This is a genomic window from Glycomyces albidus (assembly GCF_009451885.1).
In the GTDB taxonomy this organism is placed as follows: domain Bacteria; phylum Actinomycetota; class Actinomycetes; order Mycobacteriales; family Micromonosporaceae; genus Glycomyces; species Glycomyces albidus.
Genome location: NZ_WIAO01000008.1, coordinates 160,881 through 180,977, shown reverse-complemented (window position 1 = coordinate 180,977; position 20,097 = coordinate 160,881). Strand labels below are relative to the sequence as shown.

Annotated in this window: 18 protein-coding genes; 12 read left to right on the top strand and 6 right to left on the bottom strand. The window is 71.9% G+C overall.

Features of this window, described 5'->3' with window-relative positions; genetic code table 11:
• Positions 1 to 279 precede the first annotated feature (279 nt).
• Entirely contained in the window at positions 280 to 1,128 is an 849-nt protein-coding gene (gene ddaH, locus GFD30_RS09450) for a dimethylargininase (protein WP_153024926.1), read from the top strand.
• Positions 1,129 to 1,403: 275 nt separating this feature from the next.
• Here ddaH and GFD30_RS26230 read toward each other — a convergent pair whose 3' ends face one another.
• Together GFD30_RS26230 and GFD30_RS09440 are read right to left on the bottom strand one after the other, a co-directional pair.
• The gene (locus tag GFD30_RS26230; protein ID WP_194201904.1) at positions 1,404 to 2,117 is read right to left on the bottom strand and encodes a hypothetical protein; all 714 of its coding nucleotides are present in this window, start codon (positions 2,115 to 2,117) and stop codon (positions 1,404 to 1,406) included.
• A gap of 176 nt (positions 2,118 to 2,293) precedes the next feature.
• Complete coding sequence (locus GFD30_RS09440; protein ID WP_153024925.1) at positions 2,294 to 2,944, bottom strand: hypothetical protein; 651 nt, start codon at positions 2,942 to 2,944, stop codon at positions 2,294 to 2,296.
• A 193-nt stretch (positions 2,945 to 3,137) separates the two neighbouring features.
• On the opposite strand from GFD30_RS09440, the gene pdhA reads away from it, so the two are divergent.
• The 8 genes from pdhA to pstB all read left to right on the top strand — a co-directional run bounded on the left by pdhA (position 3,138) and on the right by pstB (position 13,186).
• On the top strand, positions 3,138 to 4,301 hold the full coding sequence (pdhA, locus tag GFD30_RS09435; RefSeq protein WP_153024924.1) for a pyruvate dehydrogenase (acetyl-transferring) E1 component subunit alpha: 1,164 nt from the start codon (positions 3,138 to 3,140) through the stop codon (positions 4,299 to 4,301).
• Positions 4,298 to 5,272: an alpha-ketoacid dehydrogenase subunit beta gene (locus GFD30_RS09430; protein ID WP_153024923.1), complete on the top strand. Its 975-nt coding sequence runs from the start codon at positions 4,298 to 4,300 to the stop codon at positions 5,270 to 5,272. Before pdhA ends, GFD30_RS09430 begins: the two co-directional genes overlap by 4 nt.
• 10 nt (positions 5,273 to 5,282) lie before the next feature.
• Positions 5,283 to 6,614 (top strand): dihydrolipoamide acetyltransferase family protein, encoded by a 1,332-nt coding sequence (locus GFD30_RS09425; protein WP_153024922.1) that lies wholly within the window; start codon positions 5,283 to 5,285, stop codon positions 6,612 to 6,614.
• Positions 6,615 to 7,074: 460 nt separating this feature from the next.
• A complete protein-coding gene (locus tag GFD30_RS09420) occupies positions 7,075 to 8,553 on the top strand; it encodes a hypothetical protein (protein WP_153024921.1) in 1,479 nt (492 codons plus the stop codon).
• Positions 8,554 to 8,760: 207 nt separating this feature from the next.
• Entirely contained in the window at positions 8,761 to 10,563 is a 1,803-nt protein-coding gene (locus GFD30_RS09415; protein ID WP_322633103.1) for an NHL domain-containing thioredoxin family protein, read from the top strand.
• 137 nt (positions 10,564 to 10,700) lie between these two features.
• Positions 10,701 to 10,895, top strand: coding sequence for a hypothetical protein (locus tag GFD30_RS09410; RefSeq protein ID WP_153024920.1), 195 nt, complete (start codon positions 10,701 to 10,703; stop codon positions 10,893 to 10,895).
• Positions 10,896 to 11,220: 325 nt separating this feature from the next.
• Complete coding sequence (locus GFD30_RS09405; RefSeq protein WP_153024919.1) at positions 11,221 to 12,072, top strand: DUF6042 family protein; 852 nt, start codon at positions 11,221 to 11,223, stop codon at positions 12,070 to 12,072.
• A gap of 253 nt (positions 12,073 to 12,325) precedes the next feature.
• Entirely contained in the window at positions 12,326 to 13,186 is an 861-nt protein-coding gene (gene pstB, locus GFD30_RS09400) for a phosphate ABC transporter ATP-binding protein PstB (RefSeq protein WP_407649002.1), read from the top strand.
• A 140-nt stretch (positions 13,187 to 13,326) separates the two neighbouring features.
• On the opposite strand, the gene GFD30_RS09395 is transcribed toward pstB, so the two are convergent.
• Positions 13,327 to 14,322, bottom strand: coding sequence for a hypothetical protein (locus GFD30_RS09395; protein ID WP_153024918.1), 996 nt, complete (start codon positions 14,320 to 14,322; stop codon positions 13,327 to 13,329).
• A gap of 158 nt (positions 14,323 to 14,480) precedes the next feature.
• Positions 14,481 to 15,926, bottom strand: coding sequence for an aldehyde dehydrogenase family protein (locus tag GFD30_RS09390; RefSeq protein ID WP_153024917.1), 1,446 nt, complete (start codon positions 15,924 to 15,926; stop codon positions 14,481 to 14,483).
• 147 nt (positions 15,927 to 16,073) lie between these two features.
• On the opposite strand from GFD30_RS09390, the gene GFD30_RS09385 reads away from it, so the two are divergent.
• A complete protein-coding gene (locus GFD30_RS09385) occupies positions 16,074 to 16,742 on the top strand; it encodes a hypothetical protein (protein ID WP_153024916.1) in 669 nt (222 codons plus the stop codon).
• Between the two features lie 251 nt (positions 16,743 to 16,993).
• Here GFD30_RS09385 and GFD30_RS09380 read toward each other — a convergent pair whose 3' ends face one another.
• Positions 16,994 to 17,296 (bottom strand): DUF3073 domain-containing protein, encoded by a 303-nt coding sequence (locus GFD30_RS09380; RefSeq protein WP_153024946.1) that lies wholly within the window; start codon positions 17,294 to 17,296, stop codon positions 16,994 to 16,996.
• Positions 17,297 to 17,594: 298 nt separating this feature from the next.
• Positions 17,595 to 18,665, bottom strand: coding sequence for a Glu/Leu/Phe/Val dehydrogenase dimerization domain-containing protein (locus tag GFD30_RS09375; protein WP_153024915.1), 1,071 nt, complete (start codon positions 18,663 to 18,665; stop codon positions 17,595 to 17,597).
• Between the two features lie 155 nt (positions 18,666 to 18,820).
• Here GFD30_RS09375 and GFD30_RS09370 point away from each other — a divergent pair, with 155 nt between their 5' ends.
• Together GFD30_RS09370 and GFD30_RS09365 are read left to right on the top strand one after the other, a co-directional pair.
• Positions 18,821 to 19,654 carry a hypothetical protein gene (locus tag GFD30_RS09370; protein ID WP_153024914.1) on the top strand — a complete coding sequence of 278 codons (834 nt, stop codon included), beginning with the start codon at positions 18,821 to 18,823 and terminating at the stop codon, positions 19,652 to 19,654.
• A gap of 208 nt (positions 19,655 to 19,862) precedes the next feature.
• Positions 19,863 to 20,084 (top strand): BldC family transcriptional regulator, encoded by a 222-nt coding sequence (locus tag GFD30_RS09365; protein WP_112134444.1) that lies wholly within the window; start codon positions 19,863 to 19,865, stop codon positions 20,082 to 20,084.
• Positions 20,085 to 20,097 lie beyond the last annotated feature (13 nt).

The window sequence follows — 20,097 nt, the reverse complement described above, 5'->3', positions numbered from 1 at the left end:
GGGGCGAGGGGCGAGGGGCGAGGGGCGAGGGGCGAGGGGCGAGGGGCGAGGGGCGAGGGGCGAGGGGCGAGGGGCGAGGGGCGAGGGGCGAGGGGCGAGGGGCGAGGGGCGAGGGGCGAGGGGCGAGCCCGGAATCGGGTTCCGGCGACCGTTCGAAGCGCCCTCGCCGGGCGCCTAAAGGCCCTGTTGACGCCGCCAATGAGGCGGTTTGGTCACACTCCCGTGTGTCGAGGGGTTCCGGGCTCGAATTCAGGGGCTTCCGCTGTCTAGACTCGCGCCATGGAGAAACACCGTTCTTCACCTGACCAGGTGACCGCGACCCGGTCGCCCGGTCGCCGCACGTACCTCATGTGCCGCCCCGCCTACTACGCGGTCGAGTACGCCATCAACCCGTGGATGGACACGACCGCCCCCGTCGACGCCGCGCTCGCCTGCGCCCAATGGGAAGAGCTCGCCGACACCTACACCGCCCTCGGCCACGACGTCCTCCGCCTCGAGCCCGAGCCCGGCCTGCCCGACATGGTCTACGCCGCCAACGGCGCCTTCGTCGTGGACGGCATCGCCTACGGCGCGAGCTTCCGCCACCCCGAACGCCGCCCCGAGGCCGACGCCCACGAGAAGTGGTACCGCACCTCCGGCTGGACCTTCGCCGAACCCGAGCACATCAACGAAGGCGAAGGCGACTTCACCTACCTGCCCGGCCGCGGACTCATCCTCGCCGGCTGGGGCTTCCGCACCGACGCCCGCGCCCACGCCGAGGCCGCCGACGTGTTCGGCCGCCAAGTCGTCTCGCTGCGCCTGGTCGACCCCCGCTACTACCACCTCGACACCGCCCTCGCGCCCCTCGACGACGAGAACATCGCCTACTTCCCCGACGCCTTCGCGCCCGGCAGCCGCCTCCTCCTCGAACGGCTCTTCCCCGACGCGCTGATCGCCGACGCCGAGGACGCGGCCGGGTTCGGCCTCAACTTCGTCTCCGACGGCACCAACGTCGTCATCAATGCCGAAGCCGAGGGCATGGCCCGCAAGCTCCGCGACGCCGGGTACGAGCCCGTCCCCGTCGACCTCTCCGAACTCAAGAAGGGCGGCGGCTCCGTCAAGTGCTGCACCGCTGAGCTCCGGCGCTGACAGGCGACCGCCGGGACGACCCGGCGGCCCGCCGAGCCCCAGGTCGCAGGGCGGCTTCGGCCGCGGTGCCGCCAGGACCGCCGGGAACCTCGACTGCCTGACGGCGCTCACCTCGAAACAGCAAGCCGTGCAAGGGGCCGTGCGACGCACAAGTCGCACCGGCCCCTTCGTCGATCGTCGCGAGGGTGCGGACCGCGTCCTGCCACGGCAGGCGTCCAACCGCCGCCGCAGTCCGCACCCTGGCCTCGAAACCGGACCCGCGCGGGCCCGGCAGGTCAGGCGGCGGCCAGTGTGGCCGCCGGGCGGGGTTCGGGGTGCTCGCTGCCGACCGGAGCGCACAGCGCCCGCGGAGCGGACGCCGAACCGCCGGGGATGTCGACCGCCGCGATCACGGGCCGCACCAGCCGCACCGTGTCGTCGGTGCGGAGCGGGCTCGACGGGAAGACCGCCGCGGCGACCGGCGCCGGGACTGCGGGGAAGGCGGCGCCCGAGGACAGCACCAGACTCGACGGCTCCGTCCGGGGCCGCTCGGCGGGCCGGGCCGTGGCCTTCGGGCGCCGGAACGCGCGGGCGAGCAGGGCGTCCACCCGCCACACCCGCTTCGCGTGCGTCGCGGGGAGCCAGAAGTGCCAGCGGTGCGGCTCCGTCGCGCCGGGTCCCTCCAGGACGGTGAAGTTGAGTTCGACCCCCGGTCCGGCCGGGTCGGCCGACCAGCGGAGGTTCTCGATCGCGGCCACGGGCGCGTCGAGGCACAGGCGCACGCGGCCGAGCAGCCGCGACTGCCGGGTCACCACCATGCGTTCGCCGGTGAGCATGAGGACGTGGTCGCCGCTGCCGAGCCCGTCGGAGCCGACGCACCGGCTCAGCAGCGACACCTGGTCGCCGGGCGAGATGTTGCGGCGTAGGAGCGGGACGTGCCGGGACAGTGCCGTCGTGGTCAGCCCGGCCTCGGCCGAACTCGCCAGCATGCTGCGGGAGAAGAGATCCATTTGCTTGTACCCCACCTAGATCCGTGAACGCGGTTGATCGCTCGGCGACGCGCTCTCGAAGTGGGTAACTGAAATCCGCATGTGCAGGTTACGGCTGCGGGGTGTCCTTCCCCACAACTCACCCCTTCGGGCGAGGGGTCCTCATGACGCGCCCGGCCGCGCCGGCGGGGACGGGGTCAGTCCCGGAGCTCGAGCCGCATCGCTTCCAGCGCTTGGAGTTCGAGCTCGAGTTCGAGCCGGTGGTCCGCGCCGAGGTCGTCCCACTGGTCCCAGTGGTCAGGGCTCCATTCGTCCAGGTCCCATTCGCCCGGCTCCCATGCTCCCGGGCCCCATCGGTCGGGGTCCCAGTCGCCGCTCCAGTCGGGGTCGGGATCCTCCGCCGACTCCTCGGGGCTGCAGGGATCGCCTTCGCCGACCGGGACCAGGCGCGGCGGCTCGGACTGCCCGCCGCCTCCGCTCTCACCGGCCTCCTCCACCGGCGGGCCCGGGTCGTCCTCGGGGTCGCCCCCCGAGAGCGGTTCGGCACGCGGCTCTGCGGGCTCCGGATCGATCCCGGCACCGGGCTCGGCGAGGCCGTCCGGGACGGGATCGCCGCCGGCGATGCCCTCGATCTCGCCGGGCGTGAGCGCCGGCTCCTCACCCTCGATGACGACCGTGCCCGACTCGATCTCCACCGGTTCGACCGCGTCCCCGCCGGTGTAGAGCCCGCGGGTGAAGGTCCACCCGACCATCGCGAAGGACGCCACGGTGCCGGCGCTCACCCCCACCAGGGCGAACCAGATGCCGACCGGCCACCGTGTCCCCTGGTCGCTGCCTTTGCCGCGCACTGCGCGCTCCTTCCCGCCACCCCCGTGCGACGAAACGGCCGTTCAGGGCCGATGATGTCGATGAAACGACGGTCCTCGGCTACTCAGTGTCAGACTTCAATCCCGAATAGTAATCGGGCGGTGGGTGTGACGCACGCCGCGCAGGACTTTGGGATGCTTGGATGTACCGGAATACGAATATGAGGAGGCATCAATGGGCGACACACAGCGTCCAGCCAAGAAGACGGCCAAGAGCCGTCCGAAACCCGCCTCGACGAACGAACCACAGTTCGTGCAGCTGCTCTCACCCGAGGGCACGCGCGTCAAGCATCCCGACTACCACCTCGACCTGACCGACGACGAGTACCGCGGCCTCTACCGCGACCTCGTCATCACCCGCGAACTGGACGCCCAGGGCACCGCCCTGCAGCGCCAGGGCCAGCTCGGCCTGTGGCCGAGCCTCCTCGGCCAGGAGGCCGCCCAGGTCGGCTCCGGCCGGGCCCTCAAACCCCAGGACACCGTCTTCCCGGCGTACCGGGAGCTCGGCGTCCAGTGGTGCCGCGGCATCGACCTCATCTCGGCGTTCGCGCTCTTCCGCGGCACCGACCTCGGCGGCCGCGACACCGTCGGCGACCGCTTCAACATGTACGCGATCGTCATCGCCTCCCAGACCCTCCACGCCGCCGGGTACGCCATGGGCGTCGCCATGGACGGCGCGGTCGGCGGCGAGGACGGCGAGGCCGTCATCGTCTACCACGGCGACGGCGCCACCAGCGAGGGCGACTTCAACGAGGCGCTCATCTGGGCCGGGGTGTTCAACTCCCCGCTGGTCTTCTTCTGCCAGAACAACCAGTACGCGATCTCCGAGACCAACGCGCGCCAGTTCCGGCTCCCGCCGTACCGCCGCGCCGAGGGCTTCGGCGTCCCCGGGATCTTCGTGGACGGCAACGACGTCCTCGCGACCTTCGCGGTGACCCGGGACGCGCTCGACCGCGCCCGCCGCGGCGAGGGCCCGAGCCTCATCGAGGCGTACACCTACCGGATGCAGCCGCACACCACCTCCGACGACGCCACCCGCTACCGCGACGAGGCCGAGCTGGACTTCTGGCGCGCGAAGGACCCGATCGTCCGCTACCGCAAGTGGCTGGCGGCCGAGGGCCTGGCCGACGAGGCGTACTTCGCCGCCGTCGACACCGAGGCCGGCGAGCAGGTCCGGGCGCTCCGGGCCCGGGTCATGGCCCTGACCGATCCCGAAGTGTCCGAGATGTTCGACAACGTGTACGCCGAGATGCCCCAGAGCATCGCGGCCCAGCGGGCGGAGGCGGTCGAGTTCCAGGCCTCTCTCGACGACGCCGCGGAAGGGAGCGACCTCCGATGACGACCATGTCAATGATCAAGGCCCTCAACGAGGGGCTCCGCCGCGTCCTCGAGGAGCAGCCCAAGTCGCTGGTCATGGGCGAGGACGTGGGCCGCCTCGGCGGCGTCTTCCGCGTGACCGACGGACTCCAGAAGGACTTCGGCGCCGACCGCATCATCGACACCCCGCTCGCCGAGTCGGGGATCATCGGCACCGCGATCGGCCTCGCGATGCGCGGCTACCGGCCGATCTGCGAGATCCAGTTCGACGGCTTCGTCTACCCCGCGTTCGACCAGCTCGTCTCCCAGCTCGCGAAGATCCCCAACCGCTCGGCCGGGCGCATCCGCCTGCCCGTGGTCGTCCGCATCCCCTACGGCGGCGGCATCGGCGCGATCGAGCACCACTCGGAGTCCCCGGAGGCGTACTTCGCGCACACCGCCGGCCTGAAGGTCGTCACCTGCTCGAACCCGGCCGACGCCTACTGGATGATCCAGCAGGCCGCCGCCGGCGACGACCCGGTGATCTTCTTCGAGCCGAAGCGCCGCTACCACGCCAAGGGCGAGGTCGACACGGACGAGGCCGGGATCGAGCTGTACCGGGCCCGCACGGTCCGCGAGGGCCGCACCGCGACGCTGATCGCTTACGGCCCCACCGTGGACGTGGCCGTCAACGCCGCCGAGGCCGCGGCCGAGGAGGGCCTCGACCTCGAGGTCGTCGACCTGCGGTCGCTGTCCCCGATCGACTGGGAGCCGCTGTTCGCGTCGGTGCGCAAGACCGGCCGGGCCGTGGTCGTCCACGAGGCCCCCGGGAACGTCGGCATCGGCGCGGAGGTCGCCGCCCGGCTCACGGAGGAGTGCTTCTACTCGCTCGAGGCGCCCGTCCTGCGGGTGACCGGCTACGACGTCCCTTATCCGGCGAGCCGCCTCGAAGACGACTACCTTCCGAACCTGGACCGCGTGCTCGACGCCGTCGACCGGTCCCTCGAGCACTGAGGAGGAGCACATGGGACAGAAGATCACGTTCAACCTGCCCGACCTCGGTGAGGGGCTCACCGAGGGCGAAGTCGCCGCCTGGCTCGTCGAGCCCGGCGGCGAGGTCAAGCTCAACCAGCCGTTCGTCGAGGTCGAGACCGCGAAGGCCCTCGTCGAGGTCCCCAGCCCCTACGACGGGGTGCTCGCCGAGCACCACGCCGAGGCCGGCGAGACCGTGGATGTCGGCAAGCCGCTCGCGACCTTCGAGGTCGAGGGCGCCGACGCCCCCGCGCCGAAGAAGGACGAGCGCACGCCGAACCTCGTCGGCTACGGCGCCCGCGAGGCCGGCTCCAAGCGCCGCAAGCGCAAGGGCGGCGCACCGGCCCCGGCGGCCGAGGCGCCCGCAGCGGAGCCGCCGGCGCCCATGACCCCGCCGTCGGTGATCGTGCCGGTCACGCCGCCGCCCGCGGCGACCGCCCCGCAGGCCCACGCCGGCCCGGTTCTCGCGAAGCCGCCGGTCCGCAAGCTCGCCAAGGACCTCGGCGTCGACCTGGCCTCGGTGGTGCCGACCGGCCCGAACGGGACGGTCTCGCGCGCCGACGTGGAGGCCGCCGTCGCGGCTCCCGCCGTCGAGGCGCCGCGGCGCGCCGCCGCGGCGGCGGAGGACCAGCGCATCCCGATCAAGGGCGTGCGCAAGCTGACCGCGCAGAACATGGTGGCCTCGGCGTTCACCGCCCCGCACGCCACGGTGTTCCTGACCTGCGACGTAACCGGCATGATGGAGACGGTCAAGCAGTTCAAGGCGCGCCGGGAGTTCGCGGACGTCAAGGTCACGCCGCTGCTGTTCGTGGCCAAGGCGGTCCTGCTGGCCGCCCGCCGCCACCCGATGATCAACGCCCGCTGGGACGAGGCCGCCCAGGAGATCGTCGTCATGCGCGACGTGAACCTCGGCATCGCCGCCGCCACCCCGCGCGGCCTGGTCGTCCCGAACGTCAAGGCCGCCCAGGACCTGAGCCTGGTCGAGCTGGCCGAGGCCCTCACCTCGCTGGCGGCCACCGCCCGGGAGGGGAAGACCTCGCCGGCCGACATGGCCGGGGGGACGTTCTCGATCACCAACGTCGGCGTCTTCGGCATCGACACGGGCACCCCGATCCTCCCGCCGGGCGAGTCGGCGATCCTCGTGTTCGGCGCGGTCCGCCCGCAGCCGTGGGTCCACGAGGGCGAGATCGCGGTGCGCCAGGTGACCACCCTCGGGCTGTCGTTCGACCACCGGCTCATCGACGGGGAGCTCGGCTCGCAGTTCCTCGCCGACGTCGGGGCATTCCTATCGCACCCTGGGGAAACACTGCTCGCCTGGACGTGATCAAGCGCACCAGGGAATCGTTGGCAGATCCCCTGGTTCGGTGTTGTAATTGAGGCACGGAAACAACGGGGAAACATGACTTCGAAGTTTCCGTGTCTCAGTCCCGGCGGAGCTCGCAAGCCGAGAACCGAAGGGGCGCAGGGACCGCCAACTTTATCTCCTCCCATTGGTGTGGATGACAGCGCCGAGTCGCCACACCGCGGAGACCCTCTCCAGGGGGTTCTCACACCGGCCGGGCGCCGCGTTTGCCATGAGGGGTGGGCAACCGCTGGCGCCCGGCCTTTTTCATACCCTTCTCCCGCCGCGCCTCTGCGCCGCGTCCTCTTTCTCCACTGCCGTGCGGCCGCATTCTGCATGCCTTCTTAACCCTGTCGAGTGATCGCTGGTATCGCTGCGGTACCGTGTTGCCGTCTGGCGTGCCCCCAAGACGCCAGGCCGGAAGCAGCATTGAGGAGCAGCCGTGACCTCCGAGCAAGGCAACCCGCCAGCAAAGGGCGAGGCCCCTGACGACCAGAGCGCGACCGATCAGGGCGCTGTGGACCAGGGTGCAGGGACCCCCGAGACCGTCGCCGCCGAGGCGGGTTCGACTCCGAGCCCCGCCGCCGAGCCGGAAAGTCCCGCCGAAGCGGCCGAGCGCCCGGCCGAGGAGGCCCCGGCGCCCGCCGCCGAGGAGCCGACCGTCGACGACGGCGCCACGCAGGCGATGCCGACCTCGGCGCTGGCCGACGCGGACGTCCCGCCCGCCCCCGCTGCGGAACCGGCCCCCGAACCCGAAGCGCCCCAGGCGGCTCCCGAGCCTGTAGCGCCGCAGGCCGCCGCCGAGCCTGAACCTCCTCAGGCGGCCCCCGAGCCGCCCGCTGTGGACGAGGGCGCCACCCAGTCGCTTCCGAACTCGATCAACGTCGACATACCCGCCGCGCCCGCTGCCGACGCCGCCCCGGCGCAGGTCCCGCCGGCGTCCTTCGAGGAGCCCGAGACCCAGACGCCGCCTCCGGCCCCGCAGGCCGGCGGCCCGCAGTTCGACGACGACGGCACCCAGATCCTGCGCCTCGGCCCCTCGCAGCAGCAGTCGCCTCCGGCGCCGGCTCCCGACCCGGTCGAGGAGAGCACCCAGGTGCTGCCGCCGCAGGGCATCTCCGGCTTCAACGCTCCCGCCCCGTACGGCGACCAGCCGCAGGCCGGGCAGCCGCAGGCGGGCCAGCAGCAGCCGGTGTCGCCGCCGATGTGGCCCTCCCCGCCGCCGAACCCGCTCGCGAACCAGGGCCAGCCCGGTCAGGCCGCTCCGCAGCAGCCGTACCAGCAACCGCAGCAGCAGCCTCCGCAGCAGCCGTACCAGCAGCAGCCGCAGTCGGCCTACCAGCCGCCGGCCGCTCAGCAGCCGCCCGCGCAGTCCGACGACACGCAGAAGCTCATCATCGGCGCACACAACCCGTACAGCGAGCCGCCCGCGCCGCCGTCGGCGTACGGCTCGCCCGCGCAGCCGGCCCAGTCGCAGCCGCAGATGGGCCCGCAGTACACGCAGCCGGGCATGCAGACCGGCTCGGTCCCGCCGCCCGGCCAGTACCCGACCGCCCCGGTCGCGAACGAGGGCGGCGGCCGCAAGAAGGGCCTGGTCCCGATCCTCGCGGTGGTGGGCGCCCTGGTCCTCATCGGCGCGGCCGTCGGCGTGTACTTCCTGCTGTTCGCGGCCCCGAAGTTCGAGGAGGGCGGCTGCGTCCGCCACACCAGCGGCGACCAGGCCGAGGCCATCGAGTGCTCCGAGGCCGTGGAGGGCGAGGACTACGAGATCGTCCAGAAGGTCGGGGACGGGCAGGAATGCGCCGATGCGGGCCGCGAGACCCTCACCGTGGGCGAGGACGTCTACTGCCTCAGCCTGCTCGGCGGCGCTGAAGAGGGCGAAGGCGGCGGCGAGGCCTCCGAGTCGCCCTCGGAGGAGTAGCGACGACCGCGAACGGCCCTATCGGCTGATAAGCCGATATATGGCGATAAATCCGGTCTAAGGGACCCCTGGCGCAAAAATAGCGCAAGGGTATGACATCACGCGAGGGCCGATGGGAAACCCATCGGCCCTCGGCGCATTGTGAGGCTCGTTCGCGAACGCGCCCAGCCGGGCGCCGCCTCCCCGCCCGCGAGCTACGCTCGCCCGGTGACATCGTCTTCCAAGGCTCAGTCCCGTGTGCGCGCGGCCCGGCTCGAAGGCCGCGGCTGGCTCAACACCGGCGGCAAGCGGCTCGACCTGGGCAGCCTCAAAGGCAAGGTCGTCGTCCTCGACTTCTGGACCTTCTGCTGCATCAACTGCCTCCACGTCCTCGACGAGCTGCGCCCCCTCGAAGCGAAGTACGGCGACGCGCTCGTCGTCATCGGCGTCCACTCCCCGAAGTTCGAGCACGAGCGCGACCCCGAGGCCCTCGCGGCCGCCGTCGAGCGGTACGGCGTCGAGCACCCCGTCCTCGACGACCCCGACCTGAAGACCTGGGACGCCTACGCCGCCCGCGCCTGGCCGACCCTCGTCGTCGTCGACCCCGAGGGGTACGTCGTCTCGACCATGGCCGGCGAAGGGCACGTCGAAGCCCTCGACGCGATCATCGGCGGCCTCGTCGCGACCCACACCGCCAAGGGCACCCTCGACCCCGAAGGCAGCCCGTACGTGGCCGCTCCGCCCGCCGAGACCGCGCTCCGCTTCCCCGGCAAGGCGATCGAGCTGCCCGGCGGGGACGTCCTCGTCACCGACTCGGCCCGCCACCGCCTCGTCCGCCTCGCGCCCGACCTCGCCACCGTGAAGGGCGTCATCGGCACCGGCGCGCGCGGCCGCGCCGACGGCCGCGACGCCGAGTTCAACGAACCGCAGGGCCTCGTGCTCCTCCCCGAGGAGGTCGCCGCGGCGGTCGGCTACGACCTCGTCGTCGCCGACACCGTGAACCACCTCCTGCGCGGCGTGAACCTCGCGACCGGCGAGGTCGCGACCGTCGCCGGCACCGGCAGGCAGTGGCGCATGGACAACGGCACCGACGCCGCCCTCGGCGTCGACCTGTCCTCCCCGTGGGACCTCGCCTGGTTCGAGGACCGGGTCGTCGTCGCCATGGCCGGCATCCACCAGCTCTGGTACTTCGACCCCGCGGCCGGCACCGCCGGCGTCTACGCCGGGACCACCGTCGAGAGCCTCAAGGACGGCCCCCTCGACCAGGTCTGGATGGCCCAGCCCTCGGGCCTGGCCGCGGACGGCGACCGGCTGTGGATCGCCGACTCCGAGACCTCCGCGCTCCGCTACGTCGAGCGCGGTGAGATGCACACCGCCGTCGGCCAGGGCCTGTTCGACTTCGGGCACGTCGACGGGCCCGCCGCCGAGGCGCTCATGCAGCACCCCCTCGGCGTCGCCGTCCTCCCCGACGGCCGGATCGCCGTCGCCGACACCTACAACGGCGCCCTGCGCGCCTACGACCCCGGCACCGGCGAGATGTCCACCCTCGCCACCGGGCTCGCCGAACCGAGCGACGTCGTGGCCCTGGGGAACCGCGTGGCCGTGGTCGAGTCCGCCGCACACCGGCTCGCCGTCCCCGACCTCGCCGAGGCCGCCGTCGCCGGCCGGCACCACCGCGTCACCCGCAAGCGCACCAAGGTCGCCCCCGGGCGGCTGCGCCTCGACGTGCTGTTCGAGCCCGCCGCCGGGCAGAAGCTCGACTACACGTTCGGTTCGCCCGTCCAGGTGACCGTGTCGGCCGACCCGCCGCAGCTCCTCGCCGAAGGCGCGGGCCGCACCGAGGACCTCGGGCGCGAGCTCGTCCTCGCCGACGGCATCGAGCAGGGCGTCCTCCAGGTGGTCGCGCAGGCCGCGACCTGCGACGCCGAAGCCGAGCACCCCGCGTGCCACCTCACCCGGCAGGACTGGGGCGTGCCGGTCGAGATCACCGGGGACGGGGTGTCGACCCTGAAACTCGTCCTGCGATCCTGAAGCGGACGGTGCGATCCCGTCCGGTCCGCGTATTTCGGCTGCCGCCGGTGTGTCACGGATCCGCGGGCGGCCGGCGGCGCATTACGTTGTTCCGGATCGCACCACTGACCGCACGGCACATCAGGGAGGAAGCCGCAGTGACCTTGGCTCCGGTCGAAGAACAGTACGCCGAATACGAGCACTGGCTCGTCCTCAACGCCGCCGACCAGATCGTCACCGTGGGCCGGCTGCTCGAGCAGCAGGTCCGCACCCTCGAATACCTGACGCCGGACTACGCGGGCGGCCTCGCCGACTTCGAACCGGACCTCTCGGGTATCCGGGCGAACGGATAGCCGACCTGCCCGTTCAGACGATATTCACGAGCATCGATCGCAATGGCGTCGGCCGGGACGCGGCGGGCGGCGTCTCTCCGACCCAGCGGGCATGGCCCGCGGGGGGCCGGCAAGCCCGACGCGCGAGGGCCGTCCCGGCGCCGGCGCACTCCGGGTCCGTCCGCAAGGGCGCATCCTGGAGCGAGCCGTCGAACGGGCACGCAACGGGCACTGAGCGGCACCCGGCATCACCGCGCCGGGACGGCCAACTCCGCGCCGCTACGCTGAAAGCGAAGTCGCGTCCCGGCGGCGCGGCGGCGTCGCCCCGCGCTGATACGGTCGATGCGTGGAATCTTTCGAGCGGCCCTTCGGCGACGAGTCCGGCCCGGTCCAAGCCCCGATGCACCCCGCATGGATCCGCATCATGCCGTGCAGCATCGAGCTGTTCCGCACCGTCCCCTCCCTCAACCCGTTCCCCGCCGGCTGGTGGGCCGACGCCTTCCCCGAGGACGACATCTGGAACGAGCCCGTCTGGTGCGACCCGGGCGACGTCGACGACTGGATCGCCGAAGCGTCCGAGCACCACCTGGGCGCCTCCGCCGAGGTCGTCGAGAAGGAGGCCCGCGAGGAGTACGACCGGGCCACCGCCGAACGCTCCGAGCGCATCGAGACCTTCACCACCCACTGCCGCCGCGCGGGCCTGCCCGTCCCGCACACCGTGCGCGACCTGCTCGAGTTCCTGCTCGCCCTGGGCCTGTACCGGTCCGAGAAGCGCGACGGCGTCCTGTACGTCGCCCCGCAGCTCTACATCAACCCGTTCGACGTCCTCTCCTTCGACAAGCTCGAGGCGCTCGAGGAAGCCGCCGACCAGCGCGGGGACCTCGAGGAGCTGACGGCGATCGCGATCCGCCGGGTCGGCGGGGTCGACTACGAGTTCGACGACGAAGGCCGCTTCACGCTGCCCGGGAACGCGAAGTCCGCGACGGTGCAGGTGACGCTCGCGGCGCTCGCCGAGGACGCGGGCGTACCGGCGCCGGTGATCCGCGGGATGCTCATGGAGCTCGCCGAGGACGGCGACGTCGCCGGGTCGGTCGACCTGGGCGAGGTAGGGGTCGCCGAGGAGTTCACGCTCACCGCCTCGGACGACCTGCTCGGCGGGTATCCGAACGACGAACTGCTGCCGCCCGAGCACGCGTAACCGCGCACCCCGGTGCGATCCAGCGGCGAGACCTCTCCTGTGCCGCCCGAGCGCGCCTCAGCGCGCACCCCGCCCCGGCGGCGACACCCTCTCCTGTGCCGCCCGAGCGCGTCGGCGCGCATGCGCGCCGGTGACCGCGACCGCACTCGATTCACCGCTCGTTCACCTGCTGGCCGCCCGTCGTGCACCTGGATGGCGTTCTATGAGAGCAGGACACGTGAACAGCGGTTGACCATCGGTGATTGGAGCATGCGTGACCGTGAACGAGACTGGCGCCAGGATCAAGGCCCCCATTGCGGGCCTGGCCCCGCAGGGCCGGGCGGCCTCCCCCGTCGCCACCGAGACCGTCATCGAGCTCAAGGGCGTCGGTGTGCACTACGGGAAGACGCACGCCGTCCGCGACGTCTCCCTCCCGGTCGCCCGGAACCAGATCACCGCGATGATCGGCCCGTCGGGCTGCGGCAAGTCCACGGTGCTGCGGTCGATCAACCGCATGAACGACCTCATCCCGGGTGCGAAGGTCACCGGTGAGATCACGTTCCACGGCAAGGACGTCTACGGCTCCGGGGTCGACCCGATCGCCGTGCGCCGCCACATCGGCATGGTGTTCCAGAAGGCGAACCCGTTCCCGAAGTCGATCTTCGACAACGTCGCGTACGGCCTGCGGATCAACGGCATGAAGGACAACCTCGCCGACCGGGTCGAGCAGGCCCTGCGCGGCGCGGCCCTGTGGGACGAGGTCAAGGACAACCTGAAGAAGAGCGCACTGGCCCTGTCGGGCGGGCAGCAGCAGCGCCTGTGCATCGCCCGCGCGATCGCGGTGCAGCCGGAGGTCCTGCTCATGGACGAGCCGTGCTCGGCCCTGGACCCGATCGCCACGGCCCGCATCGAGGAGCTCATGAACGAGCTCGTCAAGGACTACACGATCGTCATCGTCACGCACAACATGCAGCAGGCGGCGCGCGTCTCCGACGCGACGGCGTTCTACTCCGCGGACGTCGACGAGGCGGGCGAGCGCTTCGGCTTCCTGGTCGAGTTCGACGAGACGCAGCGCCTGTTCTCGAACCCGGCCGACCCCCGCACCGAGGACTACATCACCGGCCGCTTCGGCTAGGCCCGCACTGTACGTCGAACGGCGGCGCGACCTCCTGGTCGCGCCGCCGTTCCGCCGTCTCGGGACGGCGACCGTCGCCGCGCGAGCCCCGGTACGGCGAAACGGGGCGGCCTTCCGGCCGCCCCGTTCGCGTTCGTCTCTCAGACGTCGTCGCCGCAGAGGATCGCGGACGTGCGGCCCTCGGGGTCGGTGACCTGCCAGTACCATGCGCCGCCGCAGGTGGCCTGGTCGGCGGCCTCTTCCTCGGTCATCGCCACGGGGGTGTCGATGATGACGGTGCCGACGACGACGTACTGCGCCAGCGAGGAGCCGCAGTCCACGGTCCACCACGAATCGGCGTCGTAGAAGCAGTCGCCCTCGGCGGGGACGTACGGCGTGTTCTCGGGCTCGGCGGGGTCGGGCGCCCCGGTCGCCTTGATGCAGTACAGCGAGTCGAGGGTGCCGGAGGAGTACACGTAGTGCCAGTTCGACCAGGCGTCGCCGGGGTGCAGCACGGCCCAGTCCTCGCCGCACAGCGCCTTCGCGGCGGTGAAGTCGACGAGGTTGCCCTCGTCGTCGACGGCGACGTCGCTCACGTCGTACGACTGGGCGGTGATCTCCCAGAACGCGGTCGCGTCGGAGCATTCGATGAGCTCGAGGCCGTCGCCGTAGCCGTCCTCGGCGATGACCGGCTCGTACGGCAGGCACATGCCGACCTCGGAGCCGGTCTCCTCCTCGGTGGTGACCTCCTCGCTCGGGGTCGCGTCGCCGGACAGGGACGCCTCCTCCGAGGTGGGGTCTCCGGCGGCCTGCTCCTCCTCGGCCTTCTTGTCGTTCAGGTTCATGACGACGAGGAGGACCCCGCCGAGGACGAGCACGAGCGCGCCGACGATGACGCCGCCGATGAGCCCGTAGTTCCGCTTGGGCGGCTCGGGCGGCAGGACCGGGCCGCCGTACGGCGACGGCGGCTCGTAGGGCGGCTGGCCGCCGCCGGCCTGGCCCGCGCTGAACTGCGGGCCGGCGCCGCCGTACGGGGGCTGCGGCTGCTGCGGCTGGCCCCCGTACGGGCTCTGGCCGCCGTTGTATGGCGACTGGAAGCCGTACCCGGGGGTCTGCGGCTGCTCAGGCGGTGGACCGTAGTTGGGAGGGACCGTCATGTACGCCACGCTATAGCGCTTTGTCAACAGCGACCACTCGGAGGGGGGAACCGGTAGACGAACGTCGCAGGTGGCGGGGAGGAATCGGCCCGAACGCCCGCGCCGTCACCGCTGCGAGGTGACGCACCTCGCGGAGGGTTCCGCTCCGGAGGCCCGGATCAGAGCGCGTCGGGCAGGACGAGGACCCGCTCGACCGTGTAGTCCTCCATCGTCGACCGCACCCCTTCGCGGCCGACCCCCGAGCCCTTGACGCCGCCGTACGGCATCTGCTCGGCCCGGAACGACGGCACGTCGCCGATGACCACGCCGCCGACGTCGAGGGTCCGGTGCGCGAGCATCGCCTGCGGGAGGCTCTCGGTGAACACGCCCGCCTGGAGCCCGTAGCGGGAGTCGTTGACGGCGGCGAGCCCGGCCTCGAAGCCGTCGACGCTCGCGAGCACCAGCACCGGCCCGAACACCTCGTCGCGCAGGACCTTCGCGTCCGCGCGCACGTCGGCGAGCACCGTCGGCTCCACGAGCGCGCCCTGGCGCGGCCCGCCGCCGCACAGGACCTTCGCGCCCTCGTCCACGGCCTCCTCGATCCACGACTGGACCCGCTCGGCCGCTTCGGCGCTGATGAGCGGCCCCACCTTGCACGACGGGTCGTTCGGGTCGCCCGAGGGCAGGTTCTTCACGTGCTCCACGATCCGGTTCGCCATGTCCGCGTAGGCGGGCGCCTCGATGAACACCCGCTGCACCGCGATGCACGACTGCCCGGCCTGGTAGTTCCCGAACATGGCGATCCGCTCGGCCGCCCAGTCGCGCCGCGGGTAGTCGGCCGCGATCAGCACCGCCCCGTTCCCGCCCAGCTCGAGCGTCACGTGCTTGTCGGGCACGCGCCGCAGGATCTGCCTGCCGATCGGGCCGGACCCGGTGAACGAGACGACCGGCAGCCGCGGGTCGTCGACGAGCTGCTCGGCCCGGTGGTTCGGCACCGGCAGCACCGACAGCATCGCCGGCGGCAGGTCCGTCTCGGAGAACAGCGCCCCGAGGTGCAGTGAGGACAGCGGGGTGGCCGGCGCCGGCTTGAGCACGATCGGGCAGCCGGCCGCGACCGCGGGCGCCACCTTGTGCGCCACCAGGTTCAGCGGGAAGTTGAACGGCGTGATGCCGAGGACGGGGCCGCGCGGGAACCGCCGCACCAGGGCCATCCGGCCTTCGGCGGTCGGGTCGGTGTCGAGCCGCTGGACCTCGCCGGTGAACCGCCGGGCCTCCTCCGCCGCCCACCGGAACGTCGACACGGCCCGGTGCACCTCGATGCGCGCCCACGCGATCGGCTTCCCCGACTCGGCGGTGATGAGCTCGGCGCACGTCTCGGCCTCCTCGTCGAGGCGGCGGCGCACATGCTCGAGCGCTTCGGCCCGCACGTGCGCGGGCAGGGCCGCGCATTCGGCGGCGGCCCCCGCGGCGGCCGCCACGGCGGCCTCGACCTGTCCGGCGGTGGCCCACGAGGTGGCGCCGACGGGGGAGTCGTCGTAGGGATGGGTGACGAAGAACTCCTCCTCGCCGTGCTGCGGACGGCCTGCCACCCAGATCGGCGAAACGGGACGGAGACGTTGCGACATGGCTCCAGCCTACGGGTTGGGGCCCTTGCGCCGCTGCGGTTGGGGCCCGCGAATCCGCGCCGTCCCGGTCCCGCGGGCCCTGCGTTCCGGTGCCGGGCGCCGCAACCCGAGTGCGCCCATTTGCCCGCCCAAGGCATGATGAGGGGCATGAGTGAACAGCAATCAGGTGCGGGGTACCCGCAGCAGCCCACCTCTGGACAGCCCGCCCAGCCCGCGCAGCCCTACGCGCAGGCGCCGTACGCCTCGCCGCAGGCGCAGTACCAGGCCCAGCAGCAGTACGCGGCCTACGCCCCTCCGGCTCCGTCGCTGTTCGACAAGCTCGGCGTGCCCTCGCTCCCGGCGATCCTGGGGCTCTGCGGCCTCGGCGCCCTGGCCCTGTCCGGTCTCATCGCCGGCACCAGCGACAACACCGACCTCCAGGTCGACGTGGCCGCGCACCTGTTCGGGATCCCCTCGATCCTGACCGCGGTGATCGTCATGTTCGCGCTGGCCCTGTTCGGCGGCGAGAAGCTGCGTCCGCTGTGGAAGTCGCTGACGGTGGCCGGCACCGCCGTGTTCCTGGCCGGGTTCCTGTACGACCTGCTGTCGCTGCCGGACGGCTCGTCCGGTTCGGACGCGTCGGCGTGGATCGGCGCGATCCTGCTCCTGGGCGCGTACGCGCTGTTCGTCTCGGGCGCGCTCATGGTCCCGGGCAAGGCCGCCGCCGCCCCGGCGGCGCCCGCGGCCCCGGCGTACCCGACCGGGCAGCAGCCCGCGGTTCCGCCGGCGGCCCCGCAGACCCAGCAGAACCAGTGGCCCCAGGCGCCGCAGCAGTAGCCGCTCCCCGAGCAGCCGAAGAGGCGGCGCGACCGGGCTCCTTCGAGTCCTGGGTCGCGCCGCCTCTCTTCGTGCATATTGGATATCGCGTCGTCCGCCGACATCCGAAGTCTTTGCTCCAGCGCCGCCCCGGGGCCGGGGTCTCGGGAGAGGCCCGGCGGTGGGATCGGCGACCGGGCCGACGCGAGTGGAGGCGCCCGTCCGTTCTGGATATGGAGATTGCGGAGATCGGTCGGGCGGGCCCGCTCTGCTCACGGCTGGCGCCCGGTCGTGCTGCCACGACCCGGCCGCGTCCCCGTGGGCCGCAGTGCTAACTGCTTCTTCGGCGGGAGCCAGTCATCCTCGCGGAGATCGTCTTCGTCTCCGCCGTACCGATCGTCGGCATAAGCTGCGTACGGGTCCGGCTCCTCGTCTTGAGGAGGCTCGATGTCGACCTCGTCCTCACGACCGCCTGAGAGCTCGCGCTCGAGCGCGCGCAGGTCGGTGTTCGGAGCATGGTACTTGAGCTTCCGGGCCACTTTGGTCTGCTTTGCCTTAGCTCGGCCGCGCCCCATATGGCTCGACCCCCTCGCACAGAAATCATCGGGGCAGCCGATAAGGCGCCCCGGAATGCTTGCAATCTCTTCGTGGCTCCTACGGTACAGGCTCACAGCGCCCGACTGCATCCCGGCCCATGAGTTGGATGCCACAGATTACCGGCGATGACGGCCAGACCGGGACGAACATCCGCCCGAATCGCGAGATTCGTTCTCACCATCCGAATTCGCATGATAACGCTGCGCAAGCGACACTCAGGAGGATCCTATAGGATATCGGGAATACCCTATAGGATCCCCGCGCAACGCCCGGCGGTCAGCGGAACAGGCGGATCCGCTGGAGCCGCCCCACGGCGGCCATGCGCTCCTCGGCCAGGGCGTTCGCCGCGGTCACCGGGGTGGTGCCCTCGCCCTTGGCCCGGTCGAGGATCCGGCCGGTGGTCGCGAAGATCCCGGCGGTGCGCCGCTCGGCCCGCTTGAAGTCGAACGCGCCGTCGTACTCGTCGGCGACCTGGATGACGCCGCCGGAGTTCACGACGTAGTCGGGGCAGTAGAGGATCCCGGCCCGCTCGAGCTCGTCGGCGATCCCCGGCTCGGCGAGCTGGTTGTTCGCGGCGCCGCAGACGATCTCGGCGTCCAGGGTCTTGAGCGCGGCCTGGTTGAGCACCCCGCCGAGGGCGCAGGGCGCGTACACGTGGATGCCCGAGGCGATGAGCTCGTCGGCGTCGGCGACGATGCGCACCTGCGGGAAGTGCTCCCGGGTCCACTGGACGGCCGCGTCGTTCACGTCGCACGCGACGATCTGGGCGCCGGCCTCGACGAGGTGCGGGATGAGGTGGCGGCCGACCTTGCCGAGCCCGGCCACGCCGACCGTCCGGCCGGCGAGGTCCACGGCGCCCCAGCGGTGCTGGGCGGCCGCGCGCATCCCCTGGAAGACGCCGAAGGCGGTGAGGATCGAGGAGTCGCCGGCGCCGCCGGCCTCGGGGCTGCGGCCCGATACGTGGCGGGTCTCGCGCGCCACCTGGTCCATGTCCTCGACGTACGTGCCGACGTCGCAGGCGGTCACGTACCGCCCGCCGAGCGACTCGACGAACCGGCCGTAGGCCCGCAGGAGCGCCTCGCTCTTGTCGACCGCGGGGTCGCCCCAGATGACCGCCTTGCCGCCGCCGTGGTCGAGCCCGGCGATCGCGTTCTTGTAGGCCATGCCCTCCGACAGGTGCAGCACGTCGGTGAGCGCCTCCTCCTCGGAGGCGTAGGGGTAGAAGCGGGTGCCGCCGAGGGCCGGGCCGAGCGCGGTCGAGTACACCGCGATGATCGCCCGGAGGCCGGTGTCCGGGTCGTGGCAGAACACGACCTGTTCGTGGCCGGTCGCGTCGAAGATGCTCATGGCTTGCTCTCCAGTTCTTCTCTTGGGGGTTCGGGCCCCGGAACGCGGTGCGCGCCGGGCGGCGCCCCAGGGGCGCGGCCGGGTCGCGGCCGCTTCCTCGTCGTAGCGCGGGTATGCCTACGCCACCAGCATATGACTATGGAAGTATTCGGCTCGTGCACGCACCGAGCGCGTCCTATCTGCGCGTCTACGAGCCGGCCGCGGCCTTCGCCGACGCCGGCTACTGGCGCGCCTACGCCGCCTCGGGGCGCGCGGTCGACCCGCTCGAGGGCCCCCGGCTCCGACGGGAAGCACTGTACGAGCGCATCGGATGGCCCTGGCGGGGCGTCCCCTCCTTCGGCCGCGAGGCGTACGTCATCGACCGGGGCAAGGGCGACCCGCTCGTCTGCCCGTGGAACCTGCGCTACCGGATCGCCTCGGCCGCCCTGGAGGTGCGCCGCCTGACGCCCGAGGCCGTCGCCGAGGCCCTGTTCCCTCCCGAGTTCCTCTCCTCGGCCGCCGAGGTCGTCGCCCTCGACGACGGCACCGACCGCCACCAGGCCCCCGCCGACGCCCACGAGCACGTCGCGACCTGGTCCGTCCCGCTCCGCTGGTTCACGTGCGTCCGCCCCGAGGACCGCGAGCTGGTCATCCAGCCCGGTCTCAGCCTGCTGCGCTACCGCACCCCGATCGCCAAGTCCCGCACCGGGCTCGCCGTCGCCCGCAACCTCGTCCGGTCCGAGTTCGGCGAGGGCGCCGAACTCGCCGAGGCGCTCGCCGAGACGAGCAGGTGGCTCGACGGCTTCCACCGCGACTCGATCGTCGAACTCGACTACGGCGGCCTGGTCTCCAGGATGGACCCCGACGAGCTCCGCGAGGAGGACTCCGTCGACCTCACCTGGCAGGCCCTCGACCACCTCGGCGCCTCCGAACCCGAGGAGGCGCAGGAATGCTACGCGCGCCTGGTCGACCGGTGGCGTGATCGTCGTCTCGCCGAACGGTTGAACTGACTCCCGCATTCCAGGCTCCGCCGGGCCCGCGACCAGGTCGTTCGCTTGTGGAGTGATCACTCGGATGAGCGGTTCGAGCGGAAAGTCCAAGCAAAATCGGCCGTTCGGACTATGTCGGACATCTACGACAGGCCGGACGATTGCAGAAGGAACGAATCAAGGCTCGGCAGCCGGTGATTCGCAGCCCGTGTGTGGAGGAGAACGAACGATGACGACAGAGCTGAACCTTCCGGTGGAATCCGAAGCCCTGCTCACCCCTTCTGAGGTCGCCGCGATGTTCCGCGTCGACCCCAAGACCGTGACGCGCTGGGCCAAGGCCGGCAAGATCTCCGCGATCCGGACCCTCGGCGGCCACCGCCGCTACCGCGAATCGGAGATCCGCGCGCTGATCAACGGGGACATCCCGGTGCAGCGCGAGGCCGCCGACTAACGATCCCCACCGC

Excerpts from the sequence above, each read along its gene's own strand:
- GFD30_RS26230 (WP_194201904.1), bottom strand. The coding sequence starts at position 2,117 with ATGGATCTCTTCTCCCGCAGCATGCTGGCGAGTTCGGCCGAGGCCGGG.
- GFD30_RS09430 (WP_153024923.1), top strand. The coding sequence starts at position 4,298 with ATGACGACCATGTCAATGATCAAGGCCCTCAACGAGGGGCTCCGCCGC.
- GFD30_RS09390 (WP_153024917.1), bottom strand. The coding sequence starts at position 15,926 with ATGTCGCAACGTCTCCGTCCCGTTTCGCCGATCTGGGTGGCAGGCCGT.
- GFD30_RS09375 (WP_153024915.1), bottom strand. The coding sequence starts at position 18,665 with ATGAGCATCTTCGACGCGACCGGCCACGAACAGGTCGTGTTCTGCCAC.
- ddaH (WP_153024926.1), top strand. The coding sequence starts at position 280 with ATGGAGAAACACCGTTCTTCACCTGACCAGGTGACCGCGACCCGGTCG.
- GFD30_RS09365 (WP_112134444.1), top strand. The coding sequence starts at position 19,863 with ATGACGACAGAGCTGAACCTTCCGGTGGAATCCGAAGCCCTGCTCACC.
- GFD30_RS09385 (WP_153024916.1), top strand. The coding sequence starts at position 16,074 with ATGAGTGAACAGCAATCAGGTGCGGGGTACCCGCAGCAGCCCACCTCT.
- pdhA (WP_153024924.1), top strand. The coding sequence starts at position 3,138 with ATGGGCGACACACAGCGTCCAGCCAAGAAGACGGCCAAGAGCCGTCCG.
- GFD30_RS09425 (WP_153024922.1), top strand. The coding sequence starts at position 5,283 with ATGGGACAGAAGATCACGTTCAACCTGCCCGACCTCGGTGAGGGGCTC.
- GFD30_RS09380 (WP_153024946.1), bottom strand. The coding sequence starts at position 17,296 with ATGGGGCGCGGCCGAGCTAAGGCAAAGCAGACCAAAGTGGCCCGGAAG.
- GFD30_RS09395 (WP_153024918.1), bottom strand. The coding sequence starts at position 14,322 with ATGACGGTCCCTCCCAACTACGGTCCACCGCCTGAGCAGCCGCAGACC.